General features: G+C 35.4%; 14 protein-coding genes. 4 read left to right on the forward strand and 10 right to left on the reverse strand.

Features of this window, described 5'->3' with window-relative positions; genetic code table 11:
* Window position 1 precedes the first annotated feature (1 nt).
* From SJY30_RS16600 to SJY30_RS16620, 5 genes are all read right to left on the reverse strand, one after another.
* The gene (locus SJY30_RS16600) at window positions 2-691 is read right to left on the reverse strand and encodes a glycosyltransferase family 2 protein (protein WP_396633237.1); all 690 of its coding nucleotides are present in this window, start codon (window positions 689-691) and stop codon (window positions 2-4) included.
* The gene (locus SJY30_RS16605; RefSeq protein ID WP_396633238.1) at window positions 691-1,182 is read right to left on the reverse strand and encodes a toxin-antitoxin system YwqK family antitoxin; all 492 of its coding nucleotides are present in this window, start codon (window positions 1,180-1,182) and stop codon (window positions 691-693) included. Before SJY30_RS16605 ends, SJY30_RS16600 begins: the two co-directional genes overlap by 1 nt.
* A gap of 55 nt (window positions 1,183-1,237) precedes the next feature.
* Window positions 1,238-3,679: a hypothetical protein gene (locus SJY30_RS16610; RefSeq protein ID WP_396633239.1), complete on the reverse strand. Its 2,442-nt coding sequence runs from the start codon at window positions 3,677-3,679 to the stop codon at window positions 1,238-1,240.
* Window positions 3,680-3,792: 113 nt separating this feature from the next.
* Entirely contained in the window at window positions 3,793-5,376 is a 1,584-nt protein-coding gene (locus SJY30_RS16615) for a 4Fe-4S binding protein (RefSeq protein WP_396633240.1), read from the reverse strand.
* A 28-nt stretch (window positions 5,377-5,404) separates the two neighbouring features.
* Window positions 5,405-6,751: an NAD(P)/FAD-dependent oxidoreductase gene (locus SJY30_RS16620; protein ID WP_396633241.1), complete on the reverse strand. Its 1,347-nt coding sequence runs from the start codon at window positions 6,749-6,751 to the stop codon at window positions 5,405-5,407.
* A gap of 274 nt (window positions 6,752-7,025) precedes the next feature.
* Here SJY30_RS16620 and SJY30_RS16625 point away from each other — a divergent pair, with 274 nt between their 5' ends.
* The 4 genes from SJY30_RS16625 (at window position 7,026) to SJY30_RS16640 (ending at window position 11,185) form a co-directional block, all read left to right on the forward strand.
* Complete coding sequence (locus tag SJY30_RS16625; protein ID WP_396633242.1) at window positions 7,026-7,745, forward strand: DUF547 domain-containing protein; 720 nt, start codon at window positions 7,026-7,028, stop codon at window positions 7,743-7,745.
* Between the two features lie 27 nt (window positions 7,746-7,772).
* On the forward strand, window positions 7,773-8,648 hold the full coding sequence (locus tag SJY30_RS16630; protein ID WP_396633243.1) for a hypothetical protein: 876 nt from the start codon (window positions 7,773-7,775) through the stop codon (window positions 8,646-8,648).
* Window positions 8,649-8,818: 170 nt separating this feature from the next.
* Window positions 8,819-10,084 (forward strand): outer membrane protein assembly factor, encoded by a 1,266-nt coding sequence (locus SJY30_RS16635; RefSeq protein WP_396633244.1) that lies wholly within the window; start codon window positions 8,819-8,821, stop codon window positions 10,082-10,084.
* Between the two features lie 66 nt (window positions 10,085-10,150).
* A complete protein-coding gene (locus SJY30_RS16640; protein ID WP_396633245.1) occupies window positions 10,151-11,185 on the forward strand; it encodes an N-acetylmuramoyl-L-alanine amidase in 1,035 nt (344 codons plus the stop codon).
* Between the two features lie 28 nt (window positions 11,186-11,213).
* Here SJY30_RS16640 and SJY30_RS16645 read toward each other — a convergent pair whose 3' ends face one another.
* The 5 genes from SJY30_RS16645 to SJY30_RS16665 form a co-directional block, all read right to left on the reverse strand.
* On the reverse strand, window positions 11,214-12,716 hold the full coding sequence (locus SJY30_RS16645; RefSeq protein ID WP_396633246.1) for a DUF1573 domain-containing protein: 1,503 nt from the start codon (window positions 12,714-12,716) through the stop codon (window positions 11,214-11,216).
* 45 nt (window positions 12,717-12,761) lie between these two features.
* Window positions 12,762-13,463 carry a TIGR04283 family arsenosugar biosynthesis glycosyltransferase gene (locus tag SJY30_RS16650; RefSeq protein ID WP_396633247.1) on the reverse strand — a complete coding sequence of 234 codons (702 nt, stop codon included), beginning with the start codon at window positions 13,461-13,463 and terminating at the stop codon, window positions 12,762-12,764.
* Window positions 13,464-13,507: 44 nt separating this feature from the next.
* Window positions 13,508-14,323: a purine-nucleoside phosphorylase gene (locus tag SJY30_RS16655; protein WP_396633248.1), complete on the reverse strand. Its 816-nt coding sequence runs from the start codon at window positions 14,321-14,323 to the stop codon at window positions 13,508-13,510.
* Entirely contained in the window at window positions 14,320-14,997 is a 678-nt protein-coding gene (locus SJY30_RS16660; protein WP_396633249.1) for a TIGR04282 family arsenosugar biosynthesis glycosyltransferase, read from the reverse strand. The genes SJY30_RS16655 and SJY30_RS16660 overlap by 4 nt, the downstream gene beginning before the upstream one ends.
* A gap of 62 nt (window positions 14,998-15,059) precedes the next feature.
* Entirely contained in the window at window positions 15,060-15,566 is a 507-nt protein-coding gene (locus SJY30_RS16665; RefSeq protein WP_396633250.1) for a rhodanese-like domain-containing protein, read from the reverse strand.
* Between the last annotated feature and the right edge of the window lie 31 nt (window positions 15,567-15,597).

Below are 15,597 nucleotides of genomic sequence, written 5' to 3' on the forward strand. Positions count from 1 at the left end.
ATTATTTTATACTGTATTTGAAGATCCACCCCAAAATTTTTATGCCTGCAAATATACTACCTTTTACGGTACCAGATACCTTAGACATGCCAATTCTTCGTTTGTAACGTACTGGTACTTCGGTATATGTCATCTTTTTCTTAAGAATTTTCAGTTGCATTTCAACCGTCCACCCATAAGTCTTGTCTTCCATGTTCAATTCTTTGAGCTTTTCGTATTTAATTGCCCTAAAAGGACCTAAATCCGTAAATTTTGCTCCAAAAAATAAATGCATTAAAAATGTTGCCAACCAGTTGCCAAAAACTTGTTGTGGGGTCATTGAACCTTCTTCTCGTAAAGCTTTTGTTCTAGCGCCCACCACAAAATCGATATTTTTTTCCAAAACAGGAGCAACTATCTTCTCCAGTTCCTCTGGGTAATCAGAGTAGTCTCCATCAATAAATACGATAATATCTGGTTGTTTTGACAGATTTGCTACATAATCTAAGCCTTTAAGGCAGGCATAGCCATATCCTTTTCTAGTTTCGGTAAGTACCGTTGCACCAGCAGCTTCGGCATTTTTTACGGTATCATCTGTAGAATTATTGTTCACAACGATTACCTCAGATACCGTTTTTGGTAGTTCGTTGATGACATGGGCAATAGAATTTGCTTCGTTAAAAGCTGGTATAATTACTTTAATGTCTGTCATTATTTTAAATCTGATAAACTATTTTCACTGGTAAAGTCACGAAAAGATGTCCATTCCTTGATCTTTTCACCTTTACTGTATTTTTCTGCGGATATTAATTTTGTGTCCTTGTACTTTAGGCAATACCCGTCTTTTATTCCTTTTGTTAACTGGCACTTGTGGTTAATGCGACCTTTTTTGTCGTAAAAAAGCCACCAGCCAATTTCTTTATTATCGGCAAATTTGCCCTCTTTAATTCTAATACGGTCTTCACTATAAAAAAACCAATACTTTTCTCTTTTACCATAGGCGTAAAAACCTTGTTCAGATTTATGACCGTTAGGGTGGTAAAAGGTCCAATGGTCCGTTCTTGTATTATAACGCATCCATCCTTCACTTTCTAAGGTGCCGTCTTCATAATAGGTACGTTCATAGCGTTTGTCTTCAGGATTGGTAAAAGCTAACAATCCTAAACAAATAAGAGCGGGTAAAAAAAGTTTAAATAGCTTCATTTTTTTAAAATATTAGATTAAAATATAGGTGCTTACCATACCGAAGATTACACCGTTACTTTCTACTTTTTATGGTATAGGTATTTTTTCTTTTTTTAAGAGGAATTACAGTTCCTTGCCAATTTAAGTTGCCTTTCATGGTATCTGGAATTGTTATTTCCGCGGATAATTTATGCTTGTTTCTCTTTAGTTCAAATGCAATAGTTCCTTTTGATGTAGGCAGCAAGCCTGTTATCTCATTTAGTTTCCCAAATGCAGGGGTAATTTCCATTTCTTCAAAATCATTTTGTACCGATCGGATGCCTGCCAGATAATTAAAATAAAAATATGCGGGCGAGGCACTCCACGGGTGCACTTCTGATCTTGTTGGTTTCTCAACACTTTCAAATCGTTCTAATGTTGTAGTCATGTTGTCTTCGATCATTTGCTCCCAGGGTTTTTGGGCAACATCGAACAATTCTGGCGCACCTACTTTTTTAATCGCTTCAAAAAGATAAAAGCGGTAGTAGTATGTGGCTTGTAACAAATCTTCTTCGTTTAGAATTTTGTCTAAAAGTGCTCTTTGTTCAGTTTCTGGAATAGCATCTGTCAATATTGCCATGATATTGGTATGCTGATCATAAATAGTTTTGTCAGGGCGCTCCGCAAATAGATTTCTTTCTTGATCATAACAAAGCTCATAAACAGATCTAATGATTTCTTGAGATCTGTTCTTGTATTTCATTGATGTTTGTTCGTCTCCGATCTCAGTGAATAGACGAGAGGCATTTTGTAGCGCATGTACATAATGTAAACTGACCACTGCAGAATTGAGTCCGTCATTTTTGGTAGCGGTACCACTACCATTATTAGGTCCGGTATACCAATCTACAAAATAGCGATATGGCGTTTTGTTGACCAAGTTAAGGTCGTTCATGTTTTTTTCGAATCCGGCAAGGGTATTTACAATACCATCTTTATAGGTTTCAATAAATGCTTTGTCGTTAGAGGTGTTATAGTAATCTGCAATCATATCTACCCAAACCAAAGAGTAAGTAGGGTAAATAAATGTAGAGCGAAGCGGGTAGGCACCTAAAATATTACCGTCAGAATCTCTGCTGTGGTCAAATGGGCGAATTGCATTTTTGGTATGTGCTGCATTGCCGCTTAAAGCTTGCCAGATTAAACCTTGTATTTTAGTATCGCCTACGTACTGCATGGTTTCATAATAGGCATCACTTAAAAAATAATCTTGGGTACAGATATCAATGGTACGCTTACAAATATCAAAAATAGCATTGTACATGTCATCGTCTGTAGTGAACTTGGCGATAGATGGTATAGTAGTTCTTGATCTATGGTTTACAAACTTTTCAAGAACAAGCTCTTGATCTTTGGTTTCAATTTCAAACTCAATAAAACGAAAGGTGCGCATCCAATTTGGTATAAATTTTTGGGAATCTTCTCCGTTAGAGATTACTTCGTCATAATAACCAAAAAGCTTTTTGTTCTCCAGATCGTTACGGTCCCCTTTTTCATTGTTTTTACCAAAAAGATTCTCGGCATATTTAATGGCGATAACTGCAGATTTTCCTTTGCTGAATATCAGTTCTGGAAACCCGTTAGTAACGTATTGCTGGTCTAGTAGAAAAGTTGTGGTGGTATTAGGTGCTAGCGTTAAAGTACCCAATACAGGAAACTCTGTTTCAAGAGGTTTTGAAGAACGGACAATACTTGCAATTCTTTCCTCGTCCCAAGAAAGCAAAGGTAAATTACGAGGTTCTAATAAATAAGCAATAGAGCCGCCCATACTACTGGCGTTTTCAAAAAACGCTACTTTTTTCCAATCGGTATCATCAAAATTTAGGGTTTCCCAATGTGTTGGGTAGTTGTTCATGTCAACCATATCCGTAGGGTTGTTGGCATAGAATCCGCCAACAATAGCCTTTTCTCCATCACCTCTCCAAACTACTTCGTTAGCTTTGTAAGATTGATCAATGGTGCTTAGCCATGTATCATTAAAACCGGTAGTATTTATGATTTTGGCATTATCTGTAACACCGTTTACCATTACACTAGTGAATATAGACTGCATGCCCAAAAATCTTCTTTTTCCAAAATTGATGACCTTAACGGCGATAACGTTCTCACCCGGATTCAGGTAATCTTTTAAGTTTAAGGTTTCATATTTATAATGCTGAATATCGCTTAATTGCGGTCCGTGTGTAATAAACTTACCGTTTACATAAAGAAAGTAGTGGTTGTCTGCAGAAATATTGATGATAAAATCTGCCTTTGCATCGGCAACATTAAATGTATTACGAAACAAAATCGCTGTGTCTTCACCACCTTTAATATCTGGGTGACTAACCCAGCTGGCACTGATGTTTTCTTTGCCATAAACTACCTCAGGATGATTAAGTTCCGTTTGCGAATAAACGGAAAGAGATAGAAGAAGTAAGAATAAAAACCGATTCATTAAATATTCAAGTTGGTGTTCATAGGTTGTAAAGATCATGAAAGATTAGTGAAAACGAGTCTTTCATGATCTTTTTAAGATTGTAAAATATCAGTAAGCAAGATTAAAACTAGCACCGCACTATAAGGCATGGCGTTATTATAAGATAAAATCTATTTATTATTCACTAAATCCATTAAATCAACATCATTACCTAATAAGACATCTTTAGAATTGATACGCCCTTTTTCAGGTCCGTTTTCTAATTTTAGAACTCCCCTTGGGCATACAGCGGAACAAATACCACAGCCTACACAACTAGAACGTACAATATTTTCCCCTTTTTGGGCATATGCACGTACATCAATACCCATTTCACAATAAGTAGAACAGTTACCACAAGAAATACATTGACCACCATTGGTCGTAATTCTAAATTTAGAGAACAAACGTTGTTGAAAACCTAACATAGCGGCCATTGGGCAACCAAATCTACACCACACACGGTTTCCTAAAATAGGATAAAAACCTGTTCCTATAACTCCGGAAAAGATACTACCTATTAAAAAGCTATAAGTGGTACGTAGTGTTTCCGCTTTGAATATGAATATGTTTCCAGAACCACTAAAAAAGTGCATTCCAATTAATACGGCAATAATAGTAAAGTACCCAATTGCTCCATATTTGGCATCTTTAGCAAGTTCTTCTCTTTTGTAAATCATTACCCAAGAAAAAATAGCGGTTAAAATAACAGCAACACCAGATATGAACATGGTTTTTGTAAGCCAATATTTGCTGGTGTCATTACCTAAATAAGAATAAATGACAGCTATGGTCATTAACGTTACGAATACCACAACACTGTGTACTACCCAACGTTCAACCTTCCAAGCGAATTTCGATTTATCGCTTAATTGACGAAAAGAATCACCGGCAGTTTCAGCCAATCCACCACAACCACAAACCCAAGAGCAATACCAACGCTTACCATATTTGTAGGTTAAAAAAGGAGAGATGACAAAGATGGATATAATACCAAAAAACAGCATGGTCATACCTACACTACCAGAATCTATAAAGCCATTAATACGATAACGCTCAAAGTTGTAATAGTTTAAAGGCCACATATTTTTTAAATCGTAATATGGCAAATCACCATTTAAACGCGCCATGATTTCAGGAATGAAAAATGCGAATGCAGTCTGAAAGAACATAACACTAACCGTTCTCAATTGCTCGTATTTATTATGACGATACTTCCAAATGAATTTGGCGCCGAAAGCCAAAATTGCCACGGTATACATGGTACCGTAAACAAACCATTGGCTGGCAGGGTTTCCGCTGAGACCTTTACTTAAAGGGTCGAATAAGGCAATTAAACCCGTATTATCACCATCTTTTACTAGACCAAGATATTGCGGATAAAAATAGAGTACAATGTAAAAACCTGTTAAGGCAATACCGGCCATCCAGGCAAGAACACCACGACTAGAAATAGATTTAAACCAGACGCCGTCATTCTTAATCCCTTTATGCTTGTTTGTATATGCAGCCTGTGAAAACCAAATGATACCAGCAAATATGGCAACAATAGAAATGGTAAGCCAAAGTGCCGTGTTACCAAGATTTAAGTTGAATAATTGTAGAATGAGAATTCCCAAACCGATCATTCCTGTGACTACTGCCAGTTTTTGGCCTGTATTTAATGCTTTAGGCGGTTCTCCCGCAAGAGACATACTTCTGTCAAAATTACCCATAGTAGGTGTTGTTTGTTTTGTTATTTAGTTAGGCGATACTGAAAATACGTTTCCAGCTTTTTTTCTTAGGGCTGATGTTCTTGTTGAAATCAGCATTGTATTTAGCGACAATTTCATCTTCGTAGAGGTTATAGAACTCAGGATCGAAATTGGCATCCTTTAAATAGGTCATTACGTGGTCAATGTCCTTGTTTTCTGTTAACCATTGGTCAAAAATTTCATGTCGCATTCGAATACCAAAGGTGTTGATGCCTAAAAATTGATGACTTTCTTTATCAAACGCTACGGTTATACATATCTTTTCAGTAGCATGGCGCCAGTGAAAATGTTGCTCGTTGTCCTTTTTATTGCGCTCGCTAAATACCCACCCGTAAGTTTGGTATTCTACATCTAAGAATTTAGCGGAGTTGAACCAATGACCGGGGTTATATTCCCTTTTATTTCCACAAATAGTTTGTGCAAGAGTTTCGCCCATCATTCGCCCTGTATACCAAACCGCTTCTATTGGTCTTCTGCTGCCAATACCTTCGTGTTGTTCTGCACAGTCGCCTATGGCGTATATATCTTTTATGTTGGTCTCTAAAAAGCGATTAACCTTAACACCTTTGCCTAATTCAATGCCAGAATCTTTTAGGAAATCGATATTTGGGGCAACACCGGCAGTTAAGCCAACTACATTACATTCAATGGTTTCACCTTTATCTGTCACTACAGCTTTAGCTCGCCCGCTGTCATCAGAAATTATTTTCTCAAGATTGGTGTCAAGTTGCAAATCTATATGGTGCTCTAGAATATGCTCATTGATCATGGCAGATTCGCCAGCAGGTAATACGCCGTTCCAAAAGCTATTTTCTCTAACTAAAAAAGTGACAGGTATTTGGCGAGAGCGTAGCATCTCGGCCATTTCAATACCTATTAATCCACCGCCAACAATAACCGCACGATTACATACCTTGTTATTAGGGGCGTTCTTCTCAAGCATTTCTAGATCTTGTTTTGAATACAAGCCTTGTACACCTTTTAGATCTTGCCCTGGCCAGCCAAACTTATTAGGCTTAGAACCTGTTGCAATAATTAGTTTGTCATAAGAAATAGATGAACCACCTTTTAGGAGCAACTTTTTAGCATCGGTTTCTACTTTTTCTACAAACCCGTTAACGAGGTCGATTCTGTTTTTCTTCCAAAACCAGTTTTCGTAAGGTTGTGTATGTTCAAATTTCATGTGACCCATGTAAACATACATTAATGCGGTACGGGAGAAGAAATAGTCACTTTCTGCGGAAATAATGGTGATTCTTTTGTCTGATAGCTTACGTATATGTCTAGCTAAAGTGACTCCGGATATGCCATTACCAATAATTACAATATGATCCATAAATTGCTTTTGTTGATGGTTGTGTCGGTATTAAAGGTAAGAACTTAACAGCCACCTTTTTATTTAGAAAGATTATAAACTTGTTATAACTCTGTGATACTTTTTATCTTAGTTTGTGTTTTGGTCATACTAAAATAGATGTGTAATGCACAGCAAATCAGTGTTTAATTAGATTTAAAATTTTAAAGAAAAAAATTATTTTTTTTGAGAAGTGTATGTTTTTGTAAATAGCCACGACCTAAACAATCTCAAAAGTGATGCTAAAATTAAAATTATGATGAATAGAATTGTTATACAGACTATGTTTTTACTTTTAATAGTTACCAGTGTTTCTGCACAAGATGTAGCTACCTTTTTTAGCAAGAGCGATAGTTTTTTTAAGGAGTACGTAGTTGATGGTAAAGTAAAGTACGCAGTTATTAAAAATAACCCAGAAGCTTTAAACGAGGTATTGAATTCTGCTAAGGGTATATCGGTTTCTAAGTCAGATGCAGCAACATATCAATCTTTTTGGATTAATGCATACAACCTGCTGGTTATAGATGGTATCGTTAAGAATTATCCTTTAAAATCACCTTTAGATGTAGCAGGTTTTTTTGATAAAACAAAACATGAAATAGCAGGTAAATCTGTAACCTTGAACGGTATTGAGAATGATCTGTTAAGAGCGCAATTTCCAGCCGAAGCAAGATTTCATTTTGTATTGGTATGTGCAGGTTTAGGGTGTCCGCCAATTATAAACACGGCTTACAAGCCTAACACAATAGAGGATCAATTGCAGAAGCAAACCGTTTTGGCTTTGAACAACCCTAATTTTATCAAGGTAAATAAGAATAAAGTACAGGTTTCTCAATTATTTGAGTGGTACAAAGGAGACTTTGAACAAAAAGGAAGTACTGTCGATTTTATCAATACCTATAGAAAAGAACAATTGCCGGAAAAAGCTAAGGTGTCTTACTACCCTTACGACTGGTCTTTGAACGAAACTAAATAATCAACTAAGAATTTTAAAAACCTAAAAATGAAAATTTTAACTAGAAATTTATTTCTTGCAGTGGTTCTTTGTGCCTTTTTTACAGGCTACGGGCAAGATAGTTTGCAACAGAAAAGTAATATACAGCAATATACACCATCAAAATTGATAGGTAAGGGGCAGTATGATTTAAAGTGGTTCAATAATTTATATACACAAACCGAAAGTACTTTTACGGAAGGTACGGAGCCTAGACAAACTTTTTTTACATCAACATTAGAGGCATATACCGGTGTTGGTACAAATAAAAGGTGGAATGTTGGTGCTATTTTAGAGTTTAGATCAAATGTTATTGGCGATAGAAGTGCCTTGGATGTATTTAAATTCGACGGAGAAAACAATACGGCTAGATCAGGTCTTACCTCAATAGCGCCATCGGTGAAATTTGTGCCTATTGCTTCTGTCAGTAATTTTTCAATTCAAAGTTCATTCTTTATCCCTTTGGTGGATAATGAAACAGAAAACGGTGTTTTTCTAGATCAAAAAGGATACATCTGGCAAAATAGATTCTTTTACGATTACACCTTTCCAGGAGATAAATGGCAACTTTTTAGTGAAATCAACTCAGAGTTAAGTTTTGGAGATAAGGAAGAAAGTTTTGCCAATAATAGTTTGAACCTAACGCCAGGTATTTTTCTTAGCTACTTCCCGTCAAGCAAGTTTACCGTTTTGGCATTGGCACAACATTCTCAACGGTTAGATTTGGGTAATGATTTTGCACAAGATTTTACAGCATTGGGTGGTGGTGCAAAGTATCAACTTACAAGTGCCCTAAATTTAGAATTATTGTATACAAATTTTGTTCGAGGTAATAATACAGGTCTAGGGCAAACCTTTAATTTAGGATTAAGGGGAATTTTTTAAAAAATAGTTTGAGTGTTCTTAAAAGAGCCTTTTGTTTTTAAAACAAATAGGCTCTTTTTCGATGTATATAGGTATGCTTTTGAACTATAATTGATTACACCCATATTTTGTTCTATATTGGAAACCTTAGAGCAAAATTCATATTGATTATGATATGAGTACTTAAAAGAATGAATACAAAAACGTTACCATTTCTATTTATAATACTTGTCAGTTTCATAATGAAAGGGCAAGATGTTACAGTGGCAGAATTACAGTTTTCTGGAACAAAACGCACCAAGGTATCATTCATTGAAAATCTTGTGGATGTAAAAAAAGGTATGGTCTTGGATTCTGTTCTTATGAATAGAGATATGCTTCGTTTAAAGAGATTGCCCTCTATATCTCATGCATATTATAAGGTAAATGTATTGCAAAATGAAACTTGCAAGGTTGAATATATCATTGAAGAAAATTTCACATTAATTCCGTTTGCAAATCTTTTCAGCTCATCCAATGACAATTTTGCATTTAGGGTGGGACTACAAGAGTTTAATTCTTTTGGTCGTAATATTACCTTAGGTGCCTTTTATCAGTACGATAATTATAGCTCTTTTGGGTTAAGTGTAAGAGCACCTTATCTCTTTTCAAATAAGCTTGGTATAGCTATTAATTATAACGATTTTACCACATTAGAACCTGTATTTTTCCAAGATGATACAGCAGATTATAAGTATAGCAACACGGGGTTTGAGCTTTTAGGGTTGTATGAATTCAATTTCAAAAATAGAATGGAGTTGGGCTTTAGTTTTTTTACTGAAGACTATGCATACGTTGAAGGTGCTACCGGTGCAGGTGTGCCATTGAATTTAAATGTAGATAAGCATTTGTTCAAGTTGATATATGATTATAATAGTTTGGATTATTTCTACCACTATCTCAAAGGATTTAGAAGTCAGCTGAATTTTCAATATGTTGGCAGTACAAATACAAGTTTGCCAGAATTTTTAATCGGTTTTAATGATTTCACCTATTTTAAGAGAGTAGGCGATAGGGGTAATTGGGCAAATAGATTGCGTTTAGGTTTAGCCAGTAATGTTGATAGTCCGTTTGCACCGTTTACCGTAGATAATAATTTAAATATTAGAGGTGTTGGTAATACAATAGATAGAGGTACGGGAATGATTGTTTTGAACACGGAATATCGTCAGACCTTTATTGATAAAAATAAATTTGTATTGCAGGGAAACATATTCGTTGATGGAGGTACATGGCGTAATCCTGCAGGCGGATTTGATGACTTATGGAAAAGTGAAAATATAAGAATCTACCCAGGTGTCGGTCTACGTTTTATGCATAAGCGAATTTTCAATGCTATTTTTAGAATAGATTACGGCTACGGAATCACAAAAGACGGAGACAACGGTATTGTCTTTGGTATTGGTCAATATTTTTAGCAATCTTTGTACTGAATTTAAGAGTGTTAATTGTTTTCTGGCATAGACCTTGTATTTAATGATAAGATGAAATACAGCAAGTTTACAGGTATCATATGTATGTTTTTAAGTCTTTTTTGCTTCGGGCAAGATTCACTGAAGACCGTTACGGCAGAACCTGGTGACGGAATTTTATCGCTGATTAGAAAGCAAGGTGTAGACCCGTACGAAGTATTCGATGAGTTTGTGACATTGAATATGGAAAACTTAAGAGATAGTGTTCATTTAATAGCAGGCAGAACTTATGTAATGCCAGATGTAAAATTAGATACGGTAGCTATTGTTGACTCATTGCAAATTCAGGCAAAAGAAGTAAAGGAGATAGAGAGTGCTTCTTATGCTATTTTCGGAGAAAAATACAAAACCGTAATTGAAAAAAGTGAGCGTTTAAAAGGTAATGTTTACTACTTGGTAAGCGGTCATGGAGGTCCTGATCCCGGTGCCATGGGTATGTATGCTGGCAAGGCAATAGCAGAAGATGAATATGCTTATGATATTACGCTGCGATTGGCAAAAGAATTAATGGCTCATGGTGCTGAGGTTTATATCATCATAAAAGATGAAAACGATGGCATTAGAGATGAACGAGTTTTAGAAATTGACCATGACGAAGTAGCGTATCCTGATAAAACAATTCCTTTAAATCAGTTGGCGCGGTTAAAACAACGCGTAGATATTATCAATGATTTATATAAAGATAACAGAGGTAAATACCAACGCTTGATCGTAACCCATGTAGATAGTAGAAGCGAAAATCAAAATATAGATGTCTTCTTTTATCACCATGAGAAAAGCAAGAACGGAGAAAAACTAGCGGAAAGTATTCATAAAACGTTTGGAGCCAAGTACAAGAAATATCAGCCAAATAGAACGTACTCAGGTACTTTTGAAGATAGAACATCGCTGTATTTAGTAAAGAAAACGCACCCTGCAATGGCATATATTGAGATTGGGAATATTAGAAATAAAAAAGATCAGGTCAGGATCTTAGATCCAGATAATCGCCAAGCACTTGCTAAATGGATCAGTGAAGGAGTGTTGTTGGATTTTGAAGGGGAATAAACTATTTATTACCCTTCAAAAATAATATTTACTGAGTACAAGTACCTTCTTCTAATTCTTGTTGTGTTGGGTTATATACATTGTCAGAAGAAGTGAATGTTCCAGTTAATCCACCAGCATCATTAATAAGTGGTAGTAATCCGCAGAATTCCGACAGCGAAGCATTTTCACGAATATCGATAGAACCGTCTACATAGATTAGATTTTGCAATTGGTTTAAATTTGTTTCATTAGTTCTTCTTATAGTTAAATTGCCATTGATCCTTCTTAAATTTTCTAATTTAAGTGTTTCAAATAAAAGATTCTCTCTGCCATCAATATATAGCCCACCATCAACTTGCTCAAAGCCCATTTCATTGAACAAATCCATAGCTGATTGTGAAGTGATAGATAAATACCCATGGTATACACCTAAAGGTATATCTTTTTGGCATTCACTATTAAGTATTTCACTAGGATAAGGATTGTATTTGTTGAATTTGGTATCGTAAAAATAACCGCCTATACCATCATTTATCAATAAAGGTTTAATGCCACAGTAATTATCTAACCTATGATTATAATCGATAGAAACATTACCATTAACGGTTGTTAAACGAGCTAGCCCATTTAAATTATCTATAAATGGGTTTTGACTTACATTTAAATCAGTTTCGATAGATGATAAGCTCATTAAGCCATCAATATTTTCTAAAGCATCGTTGCCATTTATATAAACAACTGCAGCTGTTGTGATATTAGACAGCCCATCTATATTTTTCAAAAGCTTATTGTAACCAATTTGCAAAGTAGATGAAAGGGTTGTGATAGTAGAAAGCGCATCAATATTTAGTAAACCATCATTTTGTAAGATAGAAAGAACACCAGTTACATTAACATTTTCTAAACCATCTAAGTTTAGTAATAAAGGGTTTCTTCTAATACGCAAATTCGCTAATTTGGTCAATGTGGCCAACGGTGTTAAATCTACGATGTCTGTTTCGCTAAAACCATTTTCAGAACCTATGATCATGCCTTCTGTAACTTCGGTATAACCTATATTTCCAAAATCGTTTACCTCTTGTTGGGTGGTTAATATAGCCCCTTCAAAAACCTCATTTACTCCGGCACCAGAGCAGTTTATCGTATTTTTTCCGCTTGAGGCATTACTTTCAAATAAAATTTGACCTTCATAATTTGTAACTTCAGTAGGCTCGAAGTTAACTGTTATATCTTTTGAAGAATTAGGAGCAATAGTTACGCTGTTCAGATCTAAACTATAACCATTTGGCGGTGTAATTGATGAAATGATAAGATCGGCATCGCCAGTATTTGAAACAGTAAAAATTTTTGATTCACTACTATTCGTTACTTTTTTGCCAAATTTCAGTGAATTTTCTCCAAGTTCGGTGCTAATCGCGATTATGGCATTTGCGGTAATTTCATTCTCTTCTTTAGTTATAATTACATCGTCATCATTGTCAGATGAACTACAGCTAATTATTAATAAAGAACTTAATAGTAGAATTGATAATTTAAAGTAATTGGTCATATGGTCTTATAGGTTTGGATTTATAAAACGATATGAATTTATTTATTATTGTAGATTTTTTTGGTAGTATCTGTAAAGCTCTGAAGGACTGTGTCCTAAATAATATTTTAAATGAATCATGCCAAAATGATATTGTAATTTAACCATGCCTCGTTCTTCATAACGTCGTGCTGAAGTGGTTACGGCAGCAGAAATAATCTTAAAAGGTTTTAGTTTGTAAACTCTTCTAATGAATTCATTGTCTTCGTAAATGACATAACTTTCATTGAAACCCTTAAGTTGTTGAAATAGTTTACTGGTGATGAAAAGCGACTGGTCACCGCCACGACAAATTTGATGGTTAATGCGTGTGCACCAACTAAAGAATTTTAAGAAAGGGCTATTACTATTAAAACGCATTTGAAAACAACCTACCTCAAAACCTTGGTCGATTTCGTTTAAAATAGCGCTGTCGAAATCTTTTGGAGGTAGCGTATCTACATGTATAAAATAAAGAATGTCGCCAGTTGCATTTGCAGCGCCAAGGTTCATTTGTGCAGCTCGCCCTTTGCCACTGTTAATTACCGTTGCTCCATATTTTTGAGCATTGGTTACAGAGAAGTCTGTACTGCCACCATCAACCACAAGTATTTCTTTAATTCGGTCAGTGCCCGATTTGTTGGAAATGGCAAAAAGTACATCAAAGATGTACTTTTCTTCATTCAATACCGGAATGATAATACTTATGGTTGGCTGGTGAGTACTCATAATAAAGTATTTGCTTTCTTATGGTAGTCAAATATCAATAAACCTTACAATTGCTTAATTAATTCTTGAAATAACTTTACCATTTTTGGTTCGGTCTTTTCTGCGATAGAAATAATTTCAGCGATATCTACTGGTTTTAGATTGTCTGGGTCGCATTCGTCAGTTAAAACAGAAACCGCAACAATGGGTAGCGATAAATGATTGGCAACGATAACTTCGGGCACGGTACTCATGCCTACGGCATCCGCACCAATTAATTTAATCATTCTGTATTCTGCCCTGGTTTCTAGTTGAGGTCCAACAACAGAAGCGTATACACCGCTCTTTAATGATATATTTAAGTCTTTGGCAATAGCGGTTAACTTGTTGCGCATATCTAAGTCATAAGGCTCTGACATATCAGCAAAACGTTCTCCAAATTCACTAACACCTTTAAATGCCAATGGCGAACCACCTTGTAAGTTAATGTGGTCTTCGATCAGCATCATATCACCTTTTTTGAAGTCAAGGTTTACCGCACCAGCTGCGTTAGATATGAAAAGCTTAGAAATGCCCAACATGTGCATAACACGAATAGGGTAGGTGATATCTAAAAAGTCATAACCTTCGTAAAGGTGAAAACGACCTTGCATGACCACTACTTTTTTCCCTGAAATGGTTCCATAAACCAATTTGCCTGTGTGGAATTCCACGGTTGCCAATGGAAAAAACGGAATGTGGTTGTAGTGCGCCTCAATTGGGTCTTCTACGCTATCAACAAGTTTTCCTAGTCCTGTGCCTAGAACGATACCAATTTCAGGTTTTTCAAAACCTTTATTTTTAAGGTATGCTACAGATTCTAAAAGTTCGTCTTTCATCATAAATTTATATGTTTTAAAAAGGGTTTAAAGGCATCAATATCCTTTATGTCCTCGTAATAATCTACATCGTTTTTAGATTCTAAAAGTTCGGTGCTTTCATGTTCTAAATCAGCTAAAGTATCTTTTAGAACCGTTTCAGTGCCCCAAGTTTTATTTTTAAAAAGTTCAGGCATAAATTTTTTCATACCCAACAAATAATATCCGCCATCATCAGCCGGACCTACTACAAAATCATTTTTCTCCAGAGATTTAAAAGCATTTTCTAGATTTTCTTGAGATAAATCAAGCATATCGCTGCCAATAATAATGATCTTTTGATAATCGTTTTGGAACCCTTCTTGAAAAGCATTTGCCATACGAATACCCAAGTCGTCACCTATTTGAATTTTTTTATCAAATTTCTGATTGTCCCAAATATCGTTTTCCCAAATTTCTTCGGAATAATACACCTGTTTTTCTGCGTATAGGTTCTTGGTGATGGATACGGTGTGGTTTAATAAGAATTTATATATATCTAATGCAGCCTGGTCACCAATGGTAGCGGCTAAACGCCTTTTTCCTTTACCCAATTCTGGGTTTCTAGTGAAAATAAGCAAAAGGTTATTTGAGTTTGCGAGAGTGAAATCTATAATTTTCTCGTCTTTCTCTGTTTTATTGTTTTGTAGTATTCCCAATCTGTTTTTTATTTTCCTAACTCCTAACTCCTAACTCCTAACTCCTAACTCCTAACTCCTAACTAATAAACCTTTATACCTTCGTGTAAAAGTTTGCCCCAATGCTTGCTAAAAGCATGAACGCTATCGGTAGCTATTTCTTGGTCGTTAAAAACTTCGCCTCCTTTATTTTTCCAATCAAAAATACCACCATATAAATTGAGAATATTGGTATAGCCTAATTCTTTTAATTGTTCGCCTATATCTTCAGAGCGTACTCCTATAGAGCAGTAAACGATTATGGGTTGATCCTTATCTGTAATGGTTTCAAGCACTACTTGTTCGTCAAATTTTTTATAACCTACCCATAGGGCATTTTTTAGATGGCTAACCTCAAACTCTTCTTTTTCCCTTGTATCCAAAAACGCGATAGAATCGGTTGTAGGCATATGATCAAAATAAACATAAGGTATCGTTCCCTTATTCCAAGATTTTAGAGCCTTGGAAATTTTGTCTTGACTTATCCCTTTTTGCGATAAAGAAAGGAAGGTAAATACACAGAGTAATAATTTATAATTTAGTATTTTCATTATTACAAAGGTACTATAAATACGATTTAAG

Origin of the sequence: Maribacter sp. R86514 (assembly GCF_044597005.1) — a bacterium.
Lineage (GTDB): Bacteria > Bacteroidota > Bacteroidia > Flavobacteriales > Flavobacteriaceae > Maribacter.